Origin of the sequence: Microbacterium natoriense (assembly GCF_030816295.1) — a bacterium.
GTDB classification, from domain to species: domain Bacteria; phylum Actinomycetota; class Actinomycetes; order Actinomycetales; family Microbacteriaceae; genus Microbacterium; species Microbacterium natoriense_A.
Map to the genome: position 1 here is coordinate 2,103,750 of NZ_JAUSXV010000001.1, position 14,240 is coordinate 2,117,989.

12 protein-coding genes are annotated in these 14,240 nt (G+C 69.0%); 10 read left to right on the plus strand and 2 right to left on the minus strand.

Annotated elements, in window-relative coordinates; translation table 11 throughout:
- Nucleotides 1-150 precede the first annotated feature (150 nt).
- A complete protein-coding gene (locus QFZ53_RS09665; protein WP_307295768.1) occupies nt 151-960 on the plus strand; it encodes a carbon-nitrogen hydrolase family protein in 810 nt (269 codons plus the stop codon).
- 110 nt (nt 961-1,070) lie between these two features.
- Here QFZ53_RS09665 and QFZ53_RS09670 read toward each other — a convergent pair whose 3' ends face one another.
- Nucleotides 1,071-2,264 (minus strand): aminotransferase class I/II-fold pyridoxal phosphate-dependent enzyme, encoded by a 1,194-nt coding sequence (locus QFZ53_RS09670; RefSeq protein WP_307295771.1) that lies wholly within the window; start codon nt 2,262-2,264, stop codon nt 1,071-1,073.
- 100 nt (nt 2,265-2,364) lie between these two features.
- On the opposite strand from QFZ53_RS09670, the gene QFZ53_RS09675 reads away from it, so the two are divergent.
- The 3 genes from QFZ53_RS09675 (at nt 2,365) to QFZ53_RS09685 (ending at nt 6,785) form a co-directional block, all read left to right on the plus strand.
- Nucleotides 2,365-4,020: a S1C family serine protease gene (locus tag QFZ53_RS09675; protein WP_307295772.1), complete on the plus strand. Its 1,656-nt coding sequence runs from the start codon at nt 2,365-2,367 to the stop codon at nt 4,018-4,020.
- Between the two features lie 78 nt (nt 4,021-4,098).
- Nucleotides 4,099-5,352, plus strand: a complete 1,254-nt coding sequence (locus QFZ53_RS09680; protein ID WP_307295773.1) for a CDP-glycerol glycerophosphotransferase family protein — start codon at nt 4,099-4,101, stop codon at nt 5,350-5,352.
- Entirely contained in the window at nt 5,349-6,785 is a 1,437-nt protein-coding gene (locus tag QFZ53_RS09685; protein ID WP_307295774.1) for a CDP-glycerol glycerophosphotransferase family protein, read from the plus strand. The genes QFZ53_RS09680 and QFZ53_RS09685 overlap by 4 nt, the downstream gene beginning before the upstream one ends.
- A 3-nt stretch (nt 6,786-6,788) precedes the next feature.
- Here the strand turns inward: QFZ53_RS09685 and QFZ53_RS09690 are convergent, their stop codons facing one another.
- The gene (locus QFZ53_RS09690) at nt 6,789-7,811 is read right to left on the minus strand and encodes a glycosyltransferase family 2 protein (protein ID WP_307299382.1); all 1,023 of its coding nucleotides are present in this window, start codon (nt 7,809-7,811) and stop codon (nt 6,789-6,791) included.
- A gap of 177 nt (nt 7,812-7,988) precedes the next feature.
- On the opposite strand from QFZ53_RS09690, the gene QFZ53_RS09695 reads away from it, so the two are divergent.
- The 6 genes from QFZ53_RS09695 to QFZ53_RS09720 all read left to right on the plus strand — a co-directional run bounded on the left by QFZ53_RS09695 (nt 7,989) and on the right by QFZ53_RS09720 (nt 14,017).
- Nucleotides 7,989-9,269, plus strand: a complete 1,281-nt coding sequence (locus QFZ53_RS09695) for a CDP-glycerol glycerophosphotransferase family protein (RefSeq protein ID WP_307295775.1) — start codon at nt 7,989-7,991, stop codon at nt 9,267-9,269.
- 4 nt (nt 9,270-9,273) lie between these two features.
- Entirely contained in the window at nt 9,274-10,041 is a 768-nt protein-coding gene (locus QFZ53_RS09700; RefSeq protein ID WP_307295777.1) for a biotin--[acetyl-CoA-carboxylase] ligase, read from the plus strand.
- Between the two features lie 51 nt (nt 10,042-10,092).
- Nucleotides 10,093-10,638 carry a PH domain-containing protein gene (locus QFZ53_RS09705; protein WP_307295779.1) on the plus strand — a complete coding sequence of 182 codons (546 nt, stop codon included), beginning with the start codon at nt 10,093-10,095 and terminating at the stop codon, nt 10,636-10,638.
- A gap of 124 nt (nt 10,639-10,762) precedes the next feature.
- On the plus strand, nt 10,763-11,926 hold the full coding sequence (locus QFZ53_RS09710) for a 5-(carboxyamino)imidazole ribonucleotide synthase (RefSeq protein ID WP_307299383.1): 1,164 nt from the start codon (nt 10,763-10,765) through the stop codon (nt 11,924-11,926).
- A 154-nt stretch (nt 11,927-12,080) separates the two neighbouring features.
- Nucleotides 12,081-12,548 carry a 5-(carboxyamino)imidazole ribonucleotide mutase gene (gene purE, locus QFZ53_RS09715; protein ID WP_292909947.1) on the plus strand — a complete coding sequence of 156 codons (468 nt, stop codon included), beginning with the start codon at nt 12,081-12,083 and terminating at the stop codon, nt 12,546-12,548.
- On the plus strand, nt 12,545-14,017 hold the full coding sequence (locus QFZ53_RS09720; RefSeq protein ID WP_373426283.1) for an LCP family protein: 1,473 nt from the start codon (nt 12,545-12,547) through the stop codon (nt 14,015-14,017). The genes purE and QFZ53_RS09720 overlap by 4 nt, the downstream gene beginning before the upstream one ends.
- The last annotated feature ends 223 nt before the right edge of the window (nt 14,018-14,240 follow it).

The window sequence follows — 14,240 nt, forward strand, 5'->3', positions numbered from 1 at the left end:
ATCGGGCCTCTTCTGCGTGTGCCCGTCTTTCGGCGTGCCGTGCGTCGGCCCGGATGCGATCCGCAGGTCGAGAACGGCGGATTCGGCATGCAGACAGGATCAGGGCATGCAGACGGAACCATGGCAGGCGGATGCTGGGAGGATGGGCACATGTCAGAGAACGTTGCCGTGCCCGTCGCCGTGTGCCAGTTCGCACCCACCGCGTCGCGGGAGGCCAACCTCGAGCGGATCGCGGAGCTGACGGCGGATGCCGCGGCACGCGGCGCCCGCCTGGTCGTGTTCCCCGAGTACTCCAGCTACTTCGTCGACCCGATGGACGCATCGCTCGCCGAGAACGCGGAGGACCTGGATGGTCCGTTCGTGTCGACGCTCAGCGCCCTCGCGGCCGAGCATGCCGTGGTCATCGTCGCAGGTCTCGTCGAGCGCGCGTCGGATGCCGGGCACGTGCGCAACGCGGTCGTCGCCGTACGAGGCGACCGCGTGCTCGCGGTCTACCGCAAGCAGCACCTGTACGACGCGTTCGGGCAGACCGAGTCCGACTGGATCGAGGCGGGCGAGACCGGGAGAGCCGCGATCTTCGAGGTCGCCGGCATCCGCTTCGGGCTCATGACCTGCTACGACCTGCGATTCCCCGAGGTCGGACGCACACTCGCGGATGCCGAGGTCGACGTGATCGTGGTTCCGGCCGAGTGGGTGCGCGGACCCCTCAAAGAGCACCACTGGACGACCCTGCTGGCCGCCCGCGCCATCGAGAACACGGCGTACGTGGTCGCGGCTGATCATCCGGCGCCGATCGGGGTGGGCCATTCGCAGATCGTCGATCCGCAGGGAGTCGTTCTCGCGGGCGTCGGAAGCGCCGAGGGCATCGCAATAGGCGTGGTCGAACGCGCGACGGTCGAACGCGTCCGGGCGGCGAACCCCGCTCTGCGGCTGCGCCGCTACCGTGTGATCCCTGCCTGACCGGCCTGACATCCGCTCCGCTTGCCGTTTCCGGTCGCGATTCCTGCCGCTTCTCGCCTCTCACGGCGGCACGAACTGCGACCGGAAGCGCCGATGCGTGCTGTGCGCCGTCAGCGGGCCAGGCGGGCAGCGGCCTCTTCGAGGACCTCGATGCGCTTGCATGCTGCGAACCGCACGAGGCCTGCGTAACGATCACGGTGCCCGGGGGAGACGAAGGCGCTCAACGGGATCGCGACGACGCCGGAGCGCTCGGGGAGCGCGCGGCAGAATGCGGCGGCATCCGCCCCGCCCAGCGAGGTCGCATCGGCGACGGTGAAGTAGCCGCCCTGTGGAGCATGCACCTCGAAGCCCGCCGCGAGAAGCCCCTCGCCGAGGATCTCGTGCTTGCGGGCGAGCAGAGCGGCGGCGTCCGCGAAGTACGACTCCGGCAGGCGCAGTCCCACCGCCACCGCAGGCTGGAACGGCGCGCCGTTCACGTAGGTGAGGTACTGCTTGACCGTCAGCACCGCCGTGATGAGGTCGGCCGGGCCATGAACCCAGCCGATCTTCCAGCCGGTGGCCGAGAAGGTCTTGCCGGCCGACGAGATGGTGAGCGTCCGCTCCGCGGCACCGGGCAAGGTCGCGATCGGTGTGTGCGCAGCATGGAACGCGAGGTGCTCGTACACCTCGTCGGTGACGATGAGCGCATCGTGCAGGTGCGCCAGACGCACGACCTCGGTGAGGACCTCGCGTCTGAAGACGGCGCCCGTCGGGTTGTGCGGATCGTTCACGAGGATGATGCGGGTGTTGTCGGAGACTGATGCCGCGAGCTGAGTGAGGTCGGGCTGGAAGTCCGGGGCCCGCAGCGGCACCGTGACGAGCTTCGCCCCCGCGAGGGCCACCGCCGCGGCGTAGGAGTCGTAGTAGGGCTCGAACACGACGACTTCGTCGTCGGGACCGTCGATGAGCGCGAGCAGCGTCGCGGTGAGGGCCTCTGTCGCTCCGGCCGTCACGATCACCTCGGTGCCCGGATCGACGTCGAGAGAGTAGAAGCGGCGCTGGTGCTCGCTGATCGCCAGGAGGAGATCCGGCACCCCACGGCCGGGCGGATACTGGTTCACGCCGGCCGAGATCGCCTCGCGCGCGGCCTCCAGGACCTCGATCGGACCGTCTTCGTCGGGGAAGCCCTGGCCGAGGTTGATGGCGCCGGTTCTCACCGCCAGTGCAGACATCTCTGCGAAGATGGTGGGCGCGACGCCCCCGTCGGATGCCAGCAGTCCTGCGCCCGCTGCCGCGCGCCTCCATGCGCCGGGAATGACACTCATGAAGAACAGGCTAAGGCCATAGCGGAAACTCATCTTCGACATAAGGAACGCACAGACACGGGCGGCACTCTGAAGAGGCGTTGCTGAAGGAGCAGACACCATGAACGAAGACAACACCCAGGACAACCCGGCACTCCCGTCGAACGACGTCGTGCCGTCCACCGATGCCGCACCGTTCGTCGACCGTTCGACGAGTGATGCGCCCGTACAGAACCCCGGCGTCCCCGCCGCGCCGATCGCCTCGGCAGGGCACGAGGTGCCTCATACGTTCGCCTCGGCTCCGGCAGCACCTGCCGCCCAGCCGGCACCGACCGTCCCGGCACCGACCGTCCCGGCTCCGGCCGCCCCCGCGGTGCAGACGGCTTCGGCCTTCTCCGCCCCGGGCTACGCGGCACCCGGTGCGCCGCATCCGTACGGCGCACCGGCGCCGCAGGCCACCGTCCCCGGCGCCGCGTTCGGTCTCCACAACGGCGCTCAGCCGGCCCAGCCCGTCGATCCGACTCAGCCCGTCGGCTTCGGCGGTCAGTCGGCGGGCGACGGCGCCAAGACCAAGGAGCAGAAGCCTCGAGGCGTGAAGTTCGCGGCGATCGTCGTCGCGGCCGCGCTCGTGGGCGGTGTCGCCGGCTTCGGAGGAGGGGCGCTCGTCAACAGCCTCGGCAGCACCCCGTCGACGGGCGTCGCCGAAGGCCCGGAGACCGTCACGGTGAACAACCCCGGCTCGGTCAACGAGACGACCGCGGTCGCCACCGCGGCGCTGCCCTCGGTCGTCACGATCGAGGTCGCGGGCACCGACCAGGCCGGCAGCGGCTCTGGCGTCATCATCGACAAGGACGGTTACGTGCTCACCAACACGCACGTCGTCACCCTCGGCGGTGCCGTGGCCGACCCGACGATCAGAGTCACCACGTCGGACGGACGCATCTACGAGGCCACGGTCGTCGGCACGGATCCGATCTACGATCTCGCCGTGATCAAGCTGAAGGACGCGAAAGACCTCACTCCGATCACGTTCGCCAACTCGTCGAAGCTCAACGTGGGCGACACCGCGGTGGCGCTGGGAGCGCCGCTCGGACTGTCGAACTCCGTGACGACGGGCATCGTCAGCGCTCTGAACCGCAGCATCCAGATCGCCTCTTCGGCCCTGCCCGACTCGTCGAGCCAGGATGCACCGGAGGAGCAGTCGCCGCAGGACGGCCAGGGCCAGGGGCCGTTCCAGTTCGATCTGCCGGGCAACTCGTCCGCATCCAACGCCGAGTCGATCTCGATCGCCGTGATCCAGACGGATGCGGCGATCAACCATGGCAACTCCGGTGGCGCGCTCGTGAACAGCAAGGGCGAGCTGATCGGCATCAACGTGGCGATCGCGAGTTCGGGCAGCTCCGAGGAGTCCGGGTCGATCGGCATCGGCTTCGCGATCCCGTCGAACATCGCCGAGCGGGTCTCGAAGGAGATCATCGCCGACGGCGCCGCCACTCACGGCCTGCTCGGCGCGTCGGTGCGCGACGCGGCGTCGGTCGAGGGTTCGGATCAGGCCGGCGCCTACATCGCAGAGGTCACAGACGGCGGCGCCGCTGCGGCCGCAGGTCTCAAGGCCGACGACATCGTCACCGCCTTCAACGGCGTGCCGATCACGAGCGCGAGCGATCTGACGGCTCAGGTTCGTGCCGCCGCGGCCGGCAGCGACGCGAAGGTCACGTACGTCCGCGGAGGCAAGCAGTACGAGATCGAGGTCACGCTGGGCACGCTCTCGAAGTAGCCCTTCGACAGGCTCGGGGACCGCGCGTCGACGAGCCCCTCACAGAGAAGGACGCCACCCTCGCGATAGGCTCGCGGGGTGGCGTCCTTCTCTTTCGGCTCCGGCAATGCGGCCAAGCTGCTCCGGATCCCGCTGTACGTCGCCGGACGCGTCGGCACCCTGATCATCCCGCGGGGACGACGCTGGGTGTTCGGCTGCGGCGCCGGGATCGGCGACGGGGCCCTCGCACTTCAGCGCCTGGCGCAGGCCGAAGGGCACGACACCGTCTGGCTGACGTCCTCCCCGCGTGAGGAGCGTGAGGCAGCTGCCCTCGGCATCCGCACGATCCCCAAGAGCGGCCTGCGTGGTTGGTGGGCGACGGCACGAGCGGGAGTGCTCGTCGTGACCCACGGCTTCGGCGACGTCAACCGCTACGCGAACGGCGGGGCGTTCGTGGTGCAGCTCTGGCACGGCATCCCGCTCAAGCGCATCGGCCTCGATTCGCCCGCGACGACGCAAGTGCCGAACGTGCCGGGTGCCGGCCTTCTTCGACAGGTCATCGGCTTCCTGTACCGAGCCTCGGCTCAGCGCATCCGCGTGCTCCCGGCCGCATCGCACCGTTCGCGCGGTCGGCTCGAGTCGGCGTTCGGCCTCGGTGACGACCGCGTGGTCGTCACGGGGGAACCGCGTGTCGACGTGCTGTCTGCGGGTTGGCCCGATGAGCGCCGTGCGCAGGCATCCGCTCTTCTCGTCTCCGCGATCGGAGAACTGCCCGGAGGCGCCCGCACGATCCTCTACGCCCCGACCTGGCGAGACGGCGCGGCAGATCCCGCCGTGCCGTCGGCTGAGCAGTGGGTGGAGATCATCCGTGCGCTCGAGGCGACCAACTCCGTGCTGCTCGTGCGCTCGCATCCCCTCGGCGAGGGCGGCTATGCGCCGCCGCTGCCGAGCAGACGGGTTCGGATGCTGGGCGCCGGTGAGATCGCCGATGTGACGCCTGTCCTCCCTGCGGTGGACGTGCTGGTCACGGACTACTCGTCCCTGGCCTACGACGTGGGCCTGCTGTCGACGCCGGTCCTCTACCTCGCTCCGGACGCCGTGGAGTACGACCTCTCGCGGGGCTTCTACGGGCGTTACGACGATGTCGCGGGTCACGATGCGGCGACGAGCTGGGAAGAGCTGGTGGCTCAGCTGGTGCCCCTGCTGGAAGACGACCGGGTGTTCGCCGAGCGGGCTGCACGTTCCGCTACGCTCAGCGCTCAGATGCATGCGTTCCGCGACGGCGGCAACACCCGGCGCGTGTACGACGTGATCCGTGCGCGGGGTATCCCTGCGCCGAAGGGAGCAGCATGACGACGGCCCGCATCGATGAGGCGGCCGAGGCGCTGATCATCTCCGGAACCGGTGCACGCCCCGAGGAGGCGACGCTCACCGGTCCGCGTGCGCGCGTTCAGGCCCGCATCACCGGGGGTGGCAAGACCTGGAAGGCGACGCTTCCGCTGCGAGCTTCACGCTGGGGTGGTGCCGAGCTTCCGCTGCCGGCAGGAGAGTACGAGCTCGCTGTCCCCGGGGCCGGGCTCGAGACCCTCGAGCTGGCGCCGACTCTGCTCGCGGGTCTGCGGATCGCCGTGGCTGGCGCCGTCGTCTCGATCGCCGCGCCGATCGACCCCGTCTACGAGACGACCGAGGGACAGTCGACGCTGGAGGAGCGCTACGTCGCGCAGACCGGCGGCACTGAGAACGCGGTCTTCTTCGAGAGCTTCTACGGGCGCACGGTCGGCTGCAACCCCCGCGCCATCGACCGCGCACTCGCGGTCGCCGCCCCAGGGGTGGCCCGGTACTGGAGCGTCGTCGACCTCTCGGTCGCGGTGCCCGAGGGGGCCATCGCCGTGGTCGAGGGGAGCCCCGAGTGGTGGCGTGCTCGGGCGGCCGCGCGCCTTCTCGTGGTGAACGACTGGCTGCGGCATCGATTCGCCCGCAAGGCGGGCCAGAAGGTTCTGCAGACCTGGCACGGCACGCCGCTGAAGCGGCTCGCCCTGCACCGGCCGGGTTTCGACCCTCGCCGGATGGCCGCGGTCGTGAAGGAATCGCGTCGATGGGACGTGCTGCTCGCGCAGAACACGTACTCGGAGCGGATCCTCCGCAAGGCATACGCATTCTTCGGACGCCCGATCTGGGTCGAGGGGTACCCTCGCAACGACACCCTCGTGACCGGAGACGCGGCGGCGGTGCGTGCGGCGCTCGGCATCGAAGAGGGGGAGCGGGTGCTGCTGTACGCGCCGACCTGGCGCGACGACCGCACCGAGATGGTCGACTTCGTCGATCCGGAGGAGCTCGCGCAGCAGTCGGATGCTGTCGTGCTCGTGCGCGGGCACTCTCGTACTCTTGCTGCGGGGCGCGACCGGGTGGGCGCTCGGGTCATCGATGTCACGGGATTCCCCGAGACCTCGCAGCTGCTGCTCGCCGCCGATGCGCTCATCACCGACTACTCCTCGGTGATGTTCGACTTCAGCGTGACCGGCAAGCCGATGTTCTTCCTGGTTCCCGACCTCGACCATTACCGAGGACAGCTGCGCGGCTTCTACTTCGACCTCGAATCGCACGCCCCCGGCCCTCTCGTGCACACGCAGGACGAGCTCGTCGAGGCGCTGGCGGACCCTGAGGGCGCCACCGCGTACGCGGAGCGGTACGAGGCGTGGAGAGCGCAGTTCAACCGCCGTGACGACGGTCGTTCCGCCGAACGCGTGGTCGCGCGCATCCTCGATCAGGGCTACGTGGCGCGCTGAGCGCTAGGGCAGGGGGGTGTTGCGTGTGCCCAGGCGCGAGGCGTCGACGGTATCGCGTGCGCCGCTGAGCACTCCGCCGATGAATCCGATGCCCCACGACAGATGCATCGTGGGCAGCACGGCCAACGTCCACAGCCGCTGGCGGATGCTGCCACCGCCGGGGGCGAGTGCGACGGCGACATCGAGCAGCGCGTAGGCGGCGACCGGCAGGTACACGGCCGAGGCCACGAGCGACGCAATGCCATCGAGCATCCCCGTCAGCTGCAGGATGCCGACCACGATCGCGAGACCGAGCAGCAGCACCAGGACGGGCGGAGCGAAATAGCGGATGCCGTTGCGCCGTCCGTATCGGCGGACGAGCTCGCCGCGCCAGGCGCCCGTAGCGCGGAACTGCCGCGCCAGGCGCAGCCAGCTCTCGCGGGGCCAATAGGTCACAGAGAGCCGGGGATCGAACCATACGCGATGACCGGCCCGGCGGATGCGGAGGTTCAACTCCCAGTCCTCGCCGCGCCGGATCGTCTCGTCGAACAGACCCACCTCGTCGAGCACGTCGCGGCGCATCACGCCGAGGTAGGCCGACTCGGCCTCGCCCTCGGTCGCGCCGCCGTGGTAGGCGCCGCCGCCGAGTCCGATGGGGGAGTTGTACAGCCGTGCGACGGCCTTCTGGAAGGGCGTTCGACCTTCGGCACGCATGACGCCGCCGACATTGGCCGAGCCCGTGCGCTCCAGCGTCTCCAGAGCGCGAGCGGCATAGCCGGACGAGAGCTCGGAATGAGCGTCGACACGGATGACGGTGGAGTAGCGGCTGGCGCGGATCGCCCGGTTGAGCCCGACCGGGATGTGGGCGGCGGGATTGTCGACCAGGCGGATGCGGTCATCGTCTGCGGCGAGGCGCTGCGCGAGCTCGGTGGTGCCGTCGGTCGACGGCCCGAGTGCGAGCACGAGCTCGGCCGGAACCTCAAGCTGCTGCCGCAGGACCGACGCCACGGCGTGCTCGAGATACGCGCGCTCGTTGAGCACGGGCATGACGAAGGACACCCCGTCGAGGGGTGCGGTGGATCCGTGGTCAGACACACGTCGATCATGTCACGCCGCCTGGGCCGTTCGCTGACCGGCGATACTCCGGCTAACGGAAGTATCTCGTTTGGCCGCTGAGGCCGCCGCAGCACCGCCGTCGGGATACCGAATGGATAACCTGGACGGATGGGTGCAGTCCGCGACGCGAAGAAGGCCTACCGCCTGCTGAAGAAGGCGCTCAGATCGCGCAGCGCCGTGCAGCGGGTTCGCCGTCGCCTGGGCGATGGTGAACAGCATCCCCTCGAGCACTACAAGATCGCGGTGTACTTCGCCGACGGCGCCGTGAACATGTATCAGATGCGCCAGTGGTACCGACCGCTCGCAGAGCTCGCGAAGAAGTGGCCGGTGGTCGTGCTGTCGCGTAGCGCGACCGGAGCGGAGAAGCTGCTCGACGAGGACGCCCCGCCCGTCGCCTTCGTCCCCACCGTGCGCGACCTCGAACAGTTCATCGCCACGCAGGACATCCGCATCGTGCTGTATGTGAACCAGAACACCCGGAACTTCCAGATGTTCCGTTATGGCCGCCGCTGGCACGTGTTCATCAATCACGGCGAGTCCGACAAGATGTACATGACCACGAACCAGTACAAGGCGTACGACTACTCCTTCATCGCGGGTCAGGCTGCGCGCGACCGGCTCACGCGCACGCTCTGGGACTTCGACGTGAACCGTCGCACCTTCGAGATCGGCCGTCCGCAGGCCGATCACTACTCGGGCGCGCTCCCGTACACTCCCGACGAGCGCACCGTGGTGCTCTACGCCCCGACGTGGGAAGGGGATCGTCCGAGCGCGTACTACGGATCGATCGCGACGCACGGCGAAGCTCTCGTGAACGCGCTCCTCGCCACCGGGCGTCATCGGGTCATCTACCGCCCGCATCCTCGCAGCGGCGTCGTCGATCACGAGTACGGGGCGGCTCATCGCCGCATCATCGCGGCGATCTCGGCGGCCAACTCGGCCGACGCAGGAGCGCAGCACGTCTACGACGACGGGCCGGAGCTCGGCTGGCAGCTCGCCGCGGCCGATGTCGCAGTGGTCGACATCTCGGCGATGGTGTACGACCGGCTCGCGGTCGGGAAGCCGCTCATGATCACGCGTCCGGTCGACGACCGCGCAAGCGTCGACACGAACGGCTATCTGTCGGACTGCGAGTGGCTCACCGCCGAGTCCGCGCACGACATCGTCGCCGAGGTCGAGCGTGTTCATGCCGACGAGGCCGCGATCGCGCGCCTGCGCATGTGGGTGCAGCACTACTTCGGCGACACCACCCCCGGGGTCGCGACCGCGAAGTTCCACGCCGCCGTCGAGCAGCTCATGCAGAAGTGGGACGCCTGGCAGGCTCACGAGATGGGCGCCGTGCGTCCTGATGAGGACGACGACGACGAAGAGGCCGACGAGGACGACTGAGACCATGCACCTGCCGCTCGCCGCTGCGATCACTTCGCGCATGGACTACCTGCCTGAGGCGGGCTCGACGAACGCGGAACTGCGATCGCGCGTGGCTGATGTCCATGAATGGCCGCACCTCTCCGTCGTCGTGACCGATAACCAGACCGCGGGCCGTGGGCGTCTCGATCGCACCTGGGTGGCGCCTGCGGGTACTGCGCTCGCGATCTCCGTACTGCTTCGAGAGCTGCCTGCTCCCGACCTGCGCGGGTGGATCCCGCTCGCCGCGGGCGTCGCGATGGCGGATGCCGTCGCCGCACAGCTCCCCGAACACGATGTGTCGGTGAAATGGCCCAACGACGTGCTGGTCGACGGGCGAAAGATCTGCGGCATCCTCGCCGAGGCGGCGGCGGACGCCGTGATCGTCGGAACCGGCGTGAACACGGCGATGCCGGCATCCGCTCTTCCTGTCTCGACGGCCACCTCGTTCGCCGTGCTCGGCGGTGAGGCTGACGCGGACCGCCTGATCGCGGACTACCTTCGCGAGCTCGACGGGCTGCTTCGGGCACTCGCGGCATCGGGCGACGCCGTCTCGAGCGGTCTGCACGCCGCCGTGACGGCCCGGTGCAGCACGCTGGGACTCGCCGTGCGTGTGTCGCTCCCGGGGGAGCGGATGCTCGAGGGCGTCGCGCGTGCGCTCGACGCCGACGGACGCCTCCTGGTCGACGAGAACGGCATCGCGTACCCGGTCTCCGCGGGCGATGTCGTGCACGTCAGGCCCGCGGCGGTCTGACACGCCCGGATTTCAGGGCCGGTTGAGCGCGGAGACGTGCACAATGGAGGGGTGACTCAGCCCGTGACGCTCGGCGGTCGGCCGACGATGCCGCCGCCCGGTGCGCCCGCGGAGGAGTTGCTGATCGCGAAGTTCCGCGGTCACGCCCGTCGCCTGTTCTGGTCGGCAGTGGTGCTGATCGCCGTGTTCGGGGCCACCGCGTACCTGTACGACAACCTTCCGGGTCCCTTCGAGAACTGGATGCTGCTGTCGGCAGCCGGCGCGGCAGTTCTGCTGCTCGTCGTCGTGCCGTACATCGTCTGGTATTCACGCACCACGACGGTGACGACGCGTCGGATCATCGTGAAGCAGGGGATCGGGTCGCGCAGCCGGCGCGAGATGTCGCACGCCCGCGGCTACACGATCGGCGTGCGACGGGGCATCCTGCAGCGCATGTGGGGCGTGGGGACGATCACGCTGACCAACGGGGTCGATGCGCCGCTGCGGCTCGCCAACGTGCCCAATGTCATCCTCGTGCACGAGACGCTCGCCGACCAGATCGAGGTGAGCCAGATCCTCGCTCACCGCGACGCGCAGGCCGGCACTGATTCCTTCTGAGGTGGTCACGGCGCGAACGCCCACCACTGGTCGAGTGAGCGAAACCCTCCACCGGTCGTGGCGCGAGCGAAGCGAGACGAAACGCGTGTCTCCGACCGGAACTGCGGTCCGACGCACCTCGGCCATGCGGGAGAATGGTCACGACGAATGGAGGCGGCACATGGCGCTGCGTGTAGGCGTGATCGGCGGAGGCCAGCTGGCCAGGATGATGATCGCTCCGGCGGTCGAACTCGGGCTCGACCTGCGGGTGCTCGCGGAGGACGAGGGCATGTCCGCCCAGCTCGCCGCCACGGCGGTCGGCGACTACCGTGACCTCGAGGTGGTGCGCGCGTTCGTCAAGGACGTCGATGTCGTCACCTTCGACCATGAACACGTGCCTCAGGCGGTGTTGCGTGCACTCGTCGATGAGGGGGTCGCCGTGCACCCCGGCCCTGACGCACTGCAGTTCGCTCAGGACAAGCTCGTCATGCGGGCCCGTCTTGCCGAGCTCGGCGTGCCGCAGCCCGATTGGGCGGGTGTGCGCGACACGAGCGAGCTCCAGGCGTTCCTCGACGATCACGAAGGGCGAGGCGTCGTGAAGACTCCTCGCGGCGGATACGACGGCAAGGGCGTGCGCGTCGTGCGTGCGGCGGCCGAGGCGCAGGACTGGTTCGACCAGCTTCCCGAGGGAGAGGCCCTTCTCGTCGAAGAACTCGTCGCCTTCGTGCGCGAGCTCGCACAGCAGGTGGCGCGGCGCCCCAGCGGCGAGATCGTGGCCTATCCGGTCGTCGAGACCGTGCAGCGCGACGGCGTATGCGCCGAGGTCATCGCGCCGGCGCCCGCCGCCGCCGAGCGGCTGGCGCAGGTCGCGGAGGGCATCGGACGGTCGATCGCCGAGGGACTCGGCGTGACGGGGATGCTCGCCGTGGAGCTGTTCGAGACCGACGACGAGCGGATACTCGTGAACGAACTGGCGATGCGCCCGCACAACAGCGGCCACTGGAGCCAGGATGGAGCGGTCACCGGGCAGTTCGAGCAGCATCTGCGCGCCGTTGCCGATCTGCCTCTCGGTGACACCTCGCCGCGCGCAGCCTGGTCGGTGATGGTCAACATCCTCGGGGGACCGGCGGCGGGAACCCTGGGCGAGCGGTTCGCCGGGGCGATGACCGAGCATCCTTCAGCCAAGATCCACACCTACGGCAAGGCGCCCCGCCCTGGCCGCAAAGTGGGTCACGTGAACGTCTCCGGCGACGATCTCGACGACGCCGTCTACGTGGCGCGGGCAGCAGCTGCGCACTTCCTCGACTGAGAGGCTCGACCGCTCGCGAAGCTGAGCGCGCACCAGGAGCCGTCGTACTCGGCAGTGAGGCGTGCCGTTGGGGGGAACTTCCAGGGGCAGACCGTACCCTGTTGAAGTGACCGAGCCTCTGCACTCCTCTGCTGTCCCCCTCGTCGGTGTCGTGATGGGTTCCGACTCCGACTGGCGTGTGATGAGCGACGCTTCTCAGGCGCTCACCGAATTCGGCATCCCGCACGAGGTCGAGGTCGTGTCGGCGCACCGCACGCCCGACAAGCTCATGTCGTACGCGCGCGAAGCGCGGGGGCGCGGCATCCGCGTCATCATCGCCGGCGCCGGGGGAGCAGCCCACCTTCCGGGCATGCTCGCGTCGATGACCGCTCTGCCCGTCGTGGGCGTCCCTGTGCCGCTCGCGTACCTCGACGGCATGGATTCCCTGCTCTCGATCGTGCAGATGCCGGCCGGCATCCCCGTCGCCACCGTCTCGATCGGAGGGGCGAAGAACGCAGGCCTCCTCGCGGCGCGCATCCTCGGAACGTCGGATGCCGCGCTCGCCGACCGCGTCGAGGCCTACGCGCGCGACCTCGAGGCGCAGGTCGAGGCCAAGAACGAACGGCTGAAGGAGTCGCTGTGACCCTGGCCGCGCCGCGCCTCACGGGTCGGCCGCTGATCGAGACCCGACCGATGCGGCATCCCGACATCGCTGACGCCGGCACGATGACCAAGCGCGGCTGGTGGCTCGTCGTCCTGAACGTGCTTCTGCCGGGGTCTGCGCAGGTTCTCGCGGGAAGCCGACGACTGGGTCGTTTCGGTCTCGGGGCGACGTTGACGGCGTGGTTCCTCGTGATCGTCGCGGTCGGGCTCGCTCTGTTCGCGCGCCCGACGCTGCTGTGGCTGACGGTGGGCGCTGGTTGGTTCTCGGGAGTCGTGCTCACGGCTGTGCAGGTGCTGCTGGTCGGCTACGTGATCCTGTGGATCGTGCTGACCTTCGACACCCTGCGGCTCGCACGGCTGGTGAAGATACCCGGGCTGTCGAAGTTCGCCCTTCCCGTCGTCGCCCTCGTGCTGCTCGGACTCGTCGGCTCGGCGACCGGAGTGGCGGCGTCGTATGTGGGCACGGCACGCAGCACGATCTCGACGATCTTCGGCAGCAGCGGCCCGAGCCTGCCGGCGAGCGACGGGTATTACAACATCCTGCTGCTCGGCGCCGACAGCGGCGAGGGCCGTGACTCCATGCGTTTCGACAGCATCTCGGTCGTCTCCGTGAACGCCTCGACCGGCGCCGTGACGATCACCGGCATTCCGCGCGACATGCCCAACTTCCCCTTCGCGGAAGACAGCCCGATGCGCGACCCCGACCTCGTCGGCTTCGACTACCGCAACTACTTCGAGGGTCACAGCGATCCCGACTGCGGCTGGGGCTCGGGCGTCAACCAGTTGACCAACGCGGTGCAGGTGTGCCGTGAGGACGACGGCGCCAGCTTGTACCCCGATGCCGTAGCGCAGGGCTCCAACCCGGAGATCGAAGCGACGAAGGACGCCGCAGAGGGCATCCTCGGCATCGAGATCCCCTACTACGTGTTCCTCGACATGAAGGGCTTCGCCAACCTCATCGACGCTCTGGGCGGTGTCGACATCAACGTCACCGAGCGGCTGCCGATGGGCGGGCCGCCTCCCGGGTCGGGCGCACACGACGTCGAGTCGTGGGCGATCGGCTGGATCGAACCAGGGCAGCAGCACATGAACGGTGACACCGCGCAGTGGTATGCACGCTCGCGGTACACGACCAGCGACTGGGACCGCATGCTTCGTCAGCGCCAGCTGCAGCAGGCGATTCTCGCGCAGTTCACGCCCCAGACCGTGCTCACCCGGTTCAACGAGGTCGCCACGGCCGGGACGGCGATCGTGCAGACCGATCTCCCGCAGGACAAGCTGCCCGAGTTCTTCGATCTGCTGACGAAGGCGAAGGATCAGCAGGTCACGACGATCGAGCTCACGCCTGACCATGGCGTGCCTGAGACGGACATCGACTTCTCCTTCGTGCACCAGCTGGTCCAGACCACGTTGCACCCGCCGACGGCGACGCCCACCCCGACTCCTTGAACGACTCTCCCGGTCGTTGAGCGAGGAGCACAGCGGCGGGACCAGGCACCGCGTGACTCCGAGCGCGATGTCGGATGAACGCGGACCAACGCGTCACGTCTCGCTTCGTTCGCTCGACGAGCGGGGGAGCACACGAAAAAGCCCACGGCCACCACCTGAGAGTGAAGGTGATGGTCGTGGGCCTCCGGTGCATGCACCGGACTCACCAGACGACGGTGATCGG

What these genes read in the sequence shown, in the direction of transcription:
- QFZ53_RS09665 (WP_307295768.1), top strand. Translation starts at nt 151, where the DNA reads ATGTCAGAGAACGTTGCCGTGCCCGTCGCCGTGTGCCAGTTCGCACCC.
- QFZ53_RS09670 (WP_307295771.1), bottom strand. Translation starts at nt 2,264, where the DNA reads ATGAGTGTCATTCCCGGCGCATGGAGGCGCGCGGCAGCGGGCGCAGGA.
- QFZ53_RS09675 (WP_307295772.1), top strand. Translation starts at nt 2,365, where the DNA reads ATGAACGAAGACAACACCCAGGACAACCCGGCACTCCCGTCGAACGAC.
- QFZ53_RS09685 (WP_307295774.1), top strand. Translation starts at nt 5,349, where the DNA reads ATGACGACGGCCCGCATCGATGAGGCGGCCGAGGCGCTGATCATCTCC.
- QFZ53_RS09690 (WP_307299382.1), bottom strand. Translation starts at nt 7,811, where the DNA reads ATGCCCGTGCTCAACGAGCGCGCGTATCTCGAGCACGCCGTGGCGTCG.
- QFZ53_RS09695 (WP_307295775.1), top strand. Translation starts at nt 7,989, where the DNA reads ATGGGTGCAGTCCGCGACGCGAAGAAGGCCTACCGCCTGCTGAAGAAG.
- QFZ53_RS09700 (WP_307295777.1), top strand. Translation starts at nt 9,274, where the DNA reads ATGCACCTGCCGCTCGCCGCTGCGATCACTTCGCGCATGGACTACCTG.
- QFZ53_RS09710 (WP_307299383.1), top strand. Translation starts at nt 10,763, where the DNA reads ATGCGGGAGAATGGTCACGACGAATGGAGGCGGCACATGGCGCTGCGT.
- purE (WP_292909947.1), top strand. Translation starts at nt 12,081, where the DNA reads ATGGGTTCCGACTCCGACTGGCGTGTGATGAGCGACGCTTCTCAGGCG.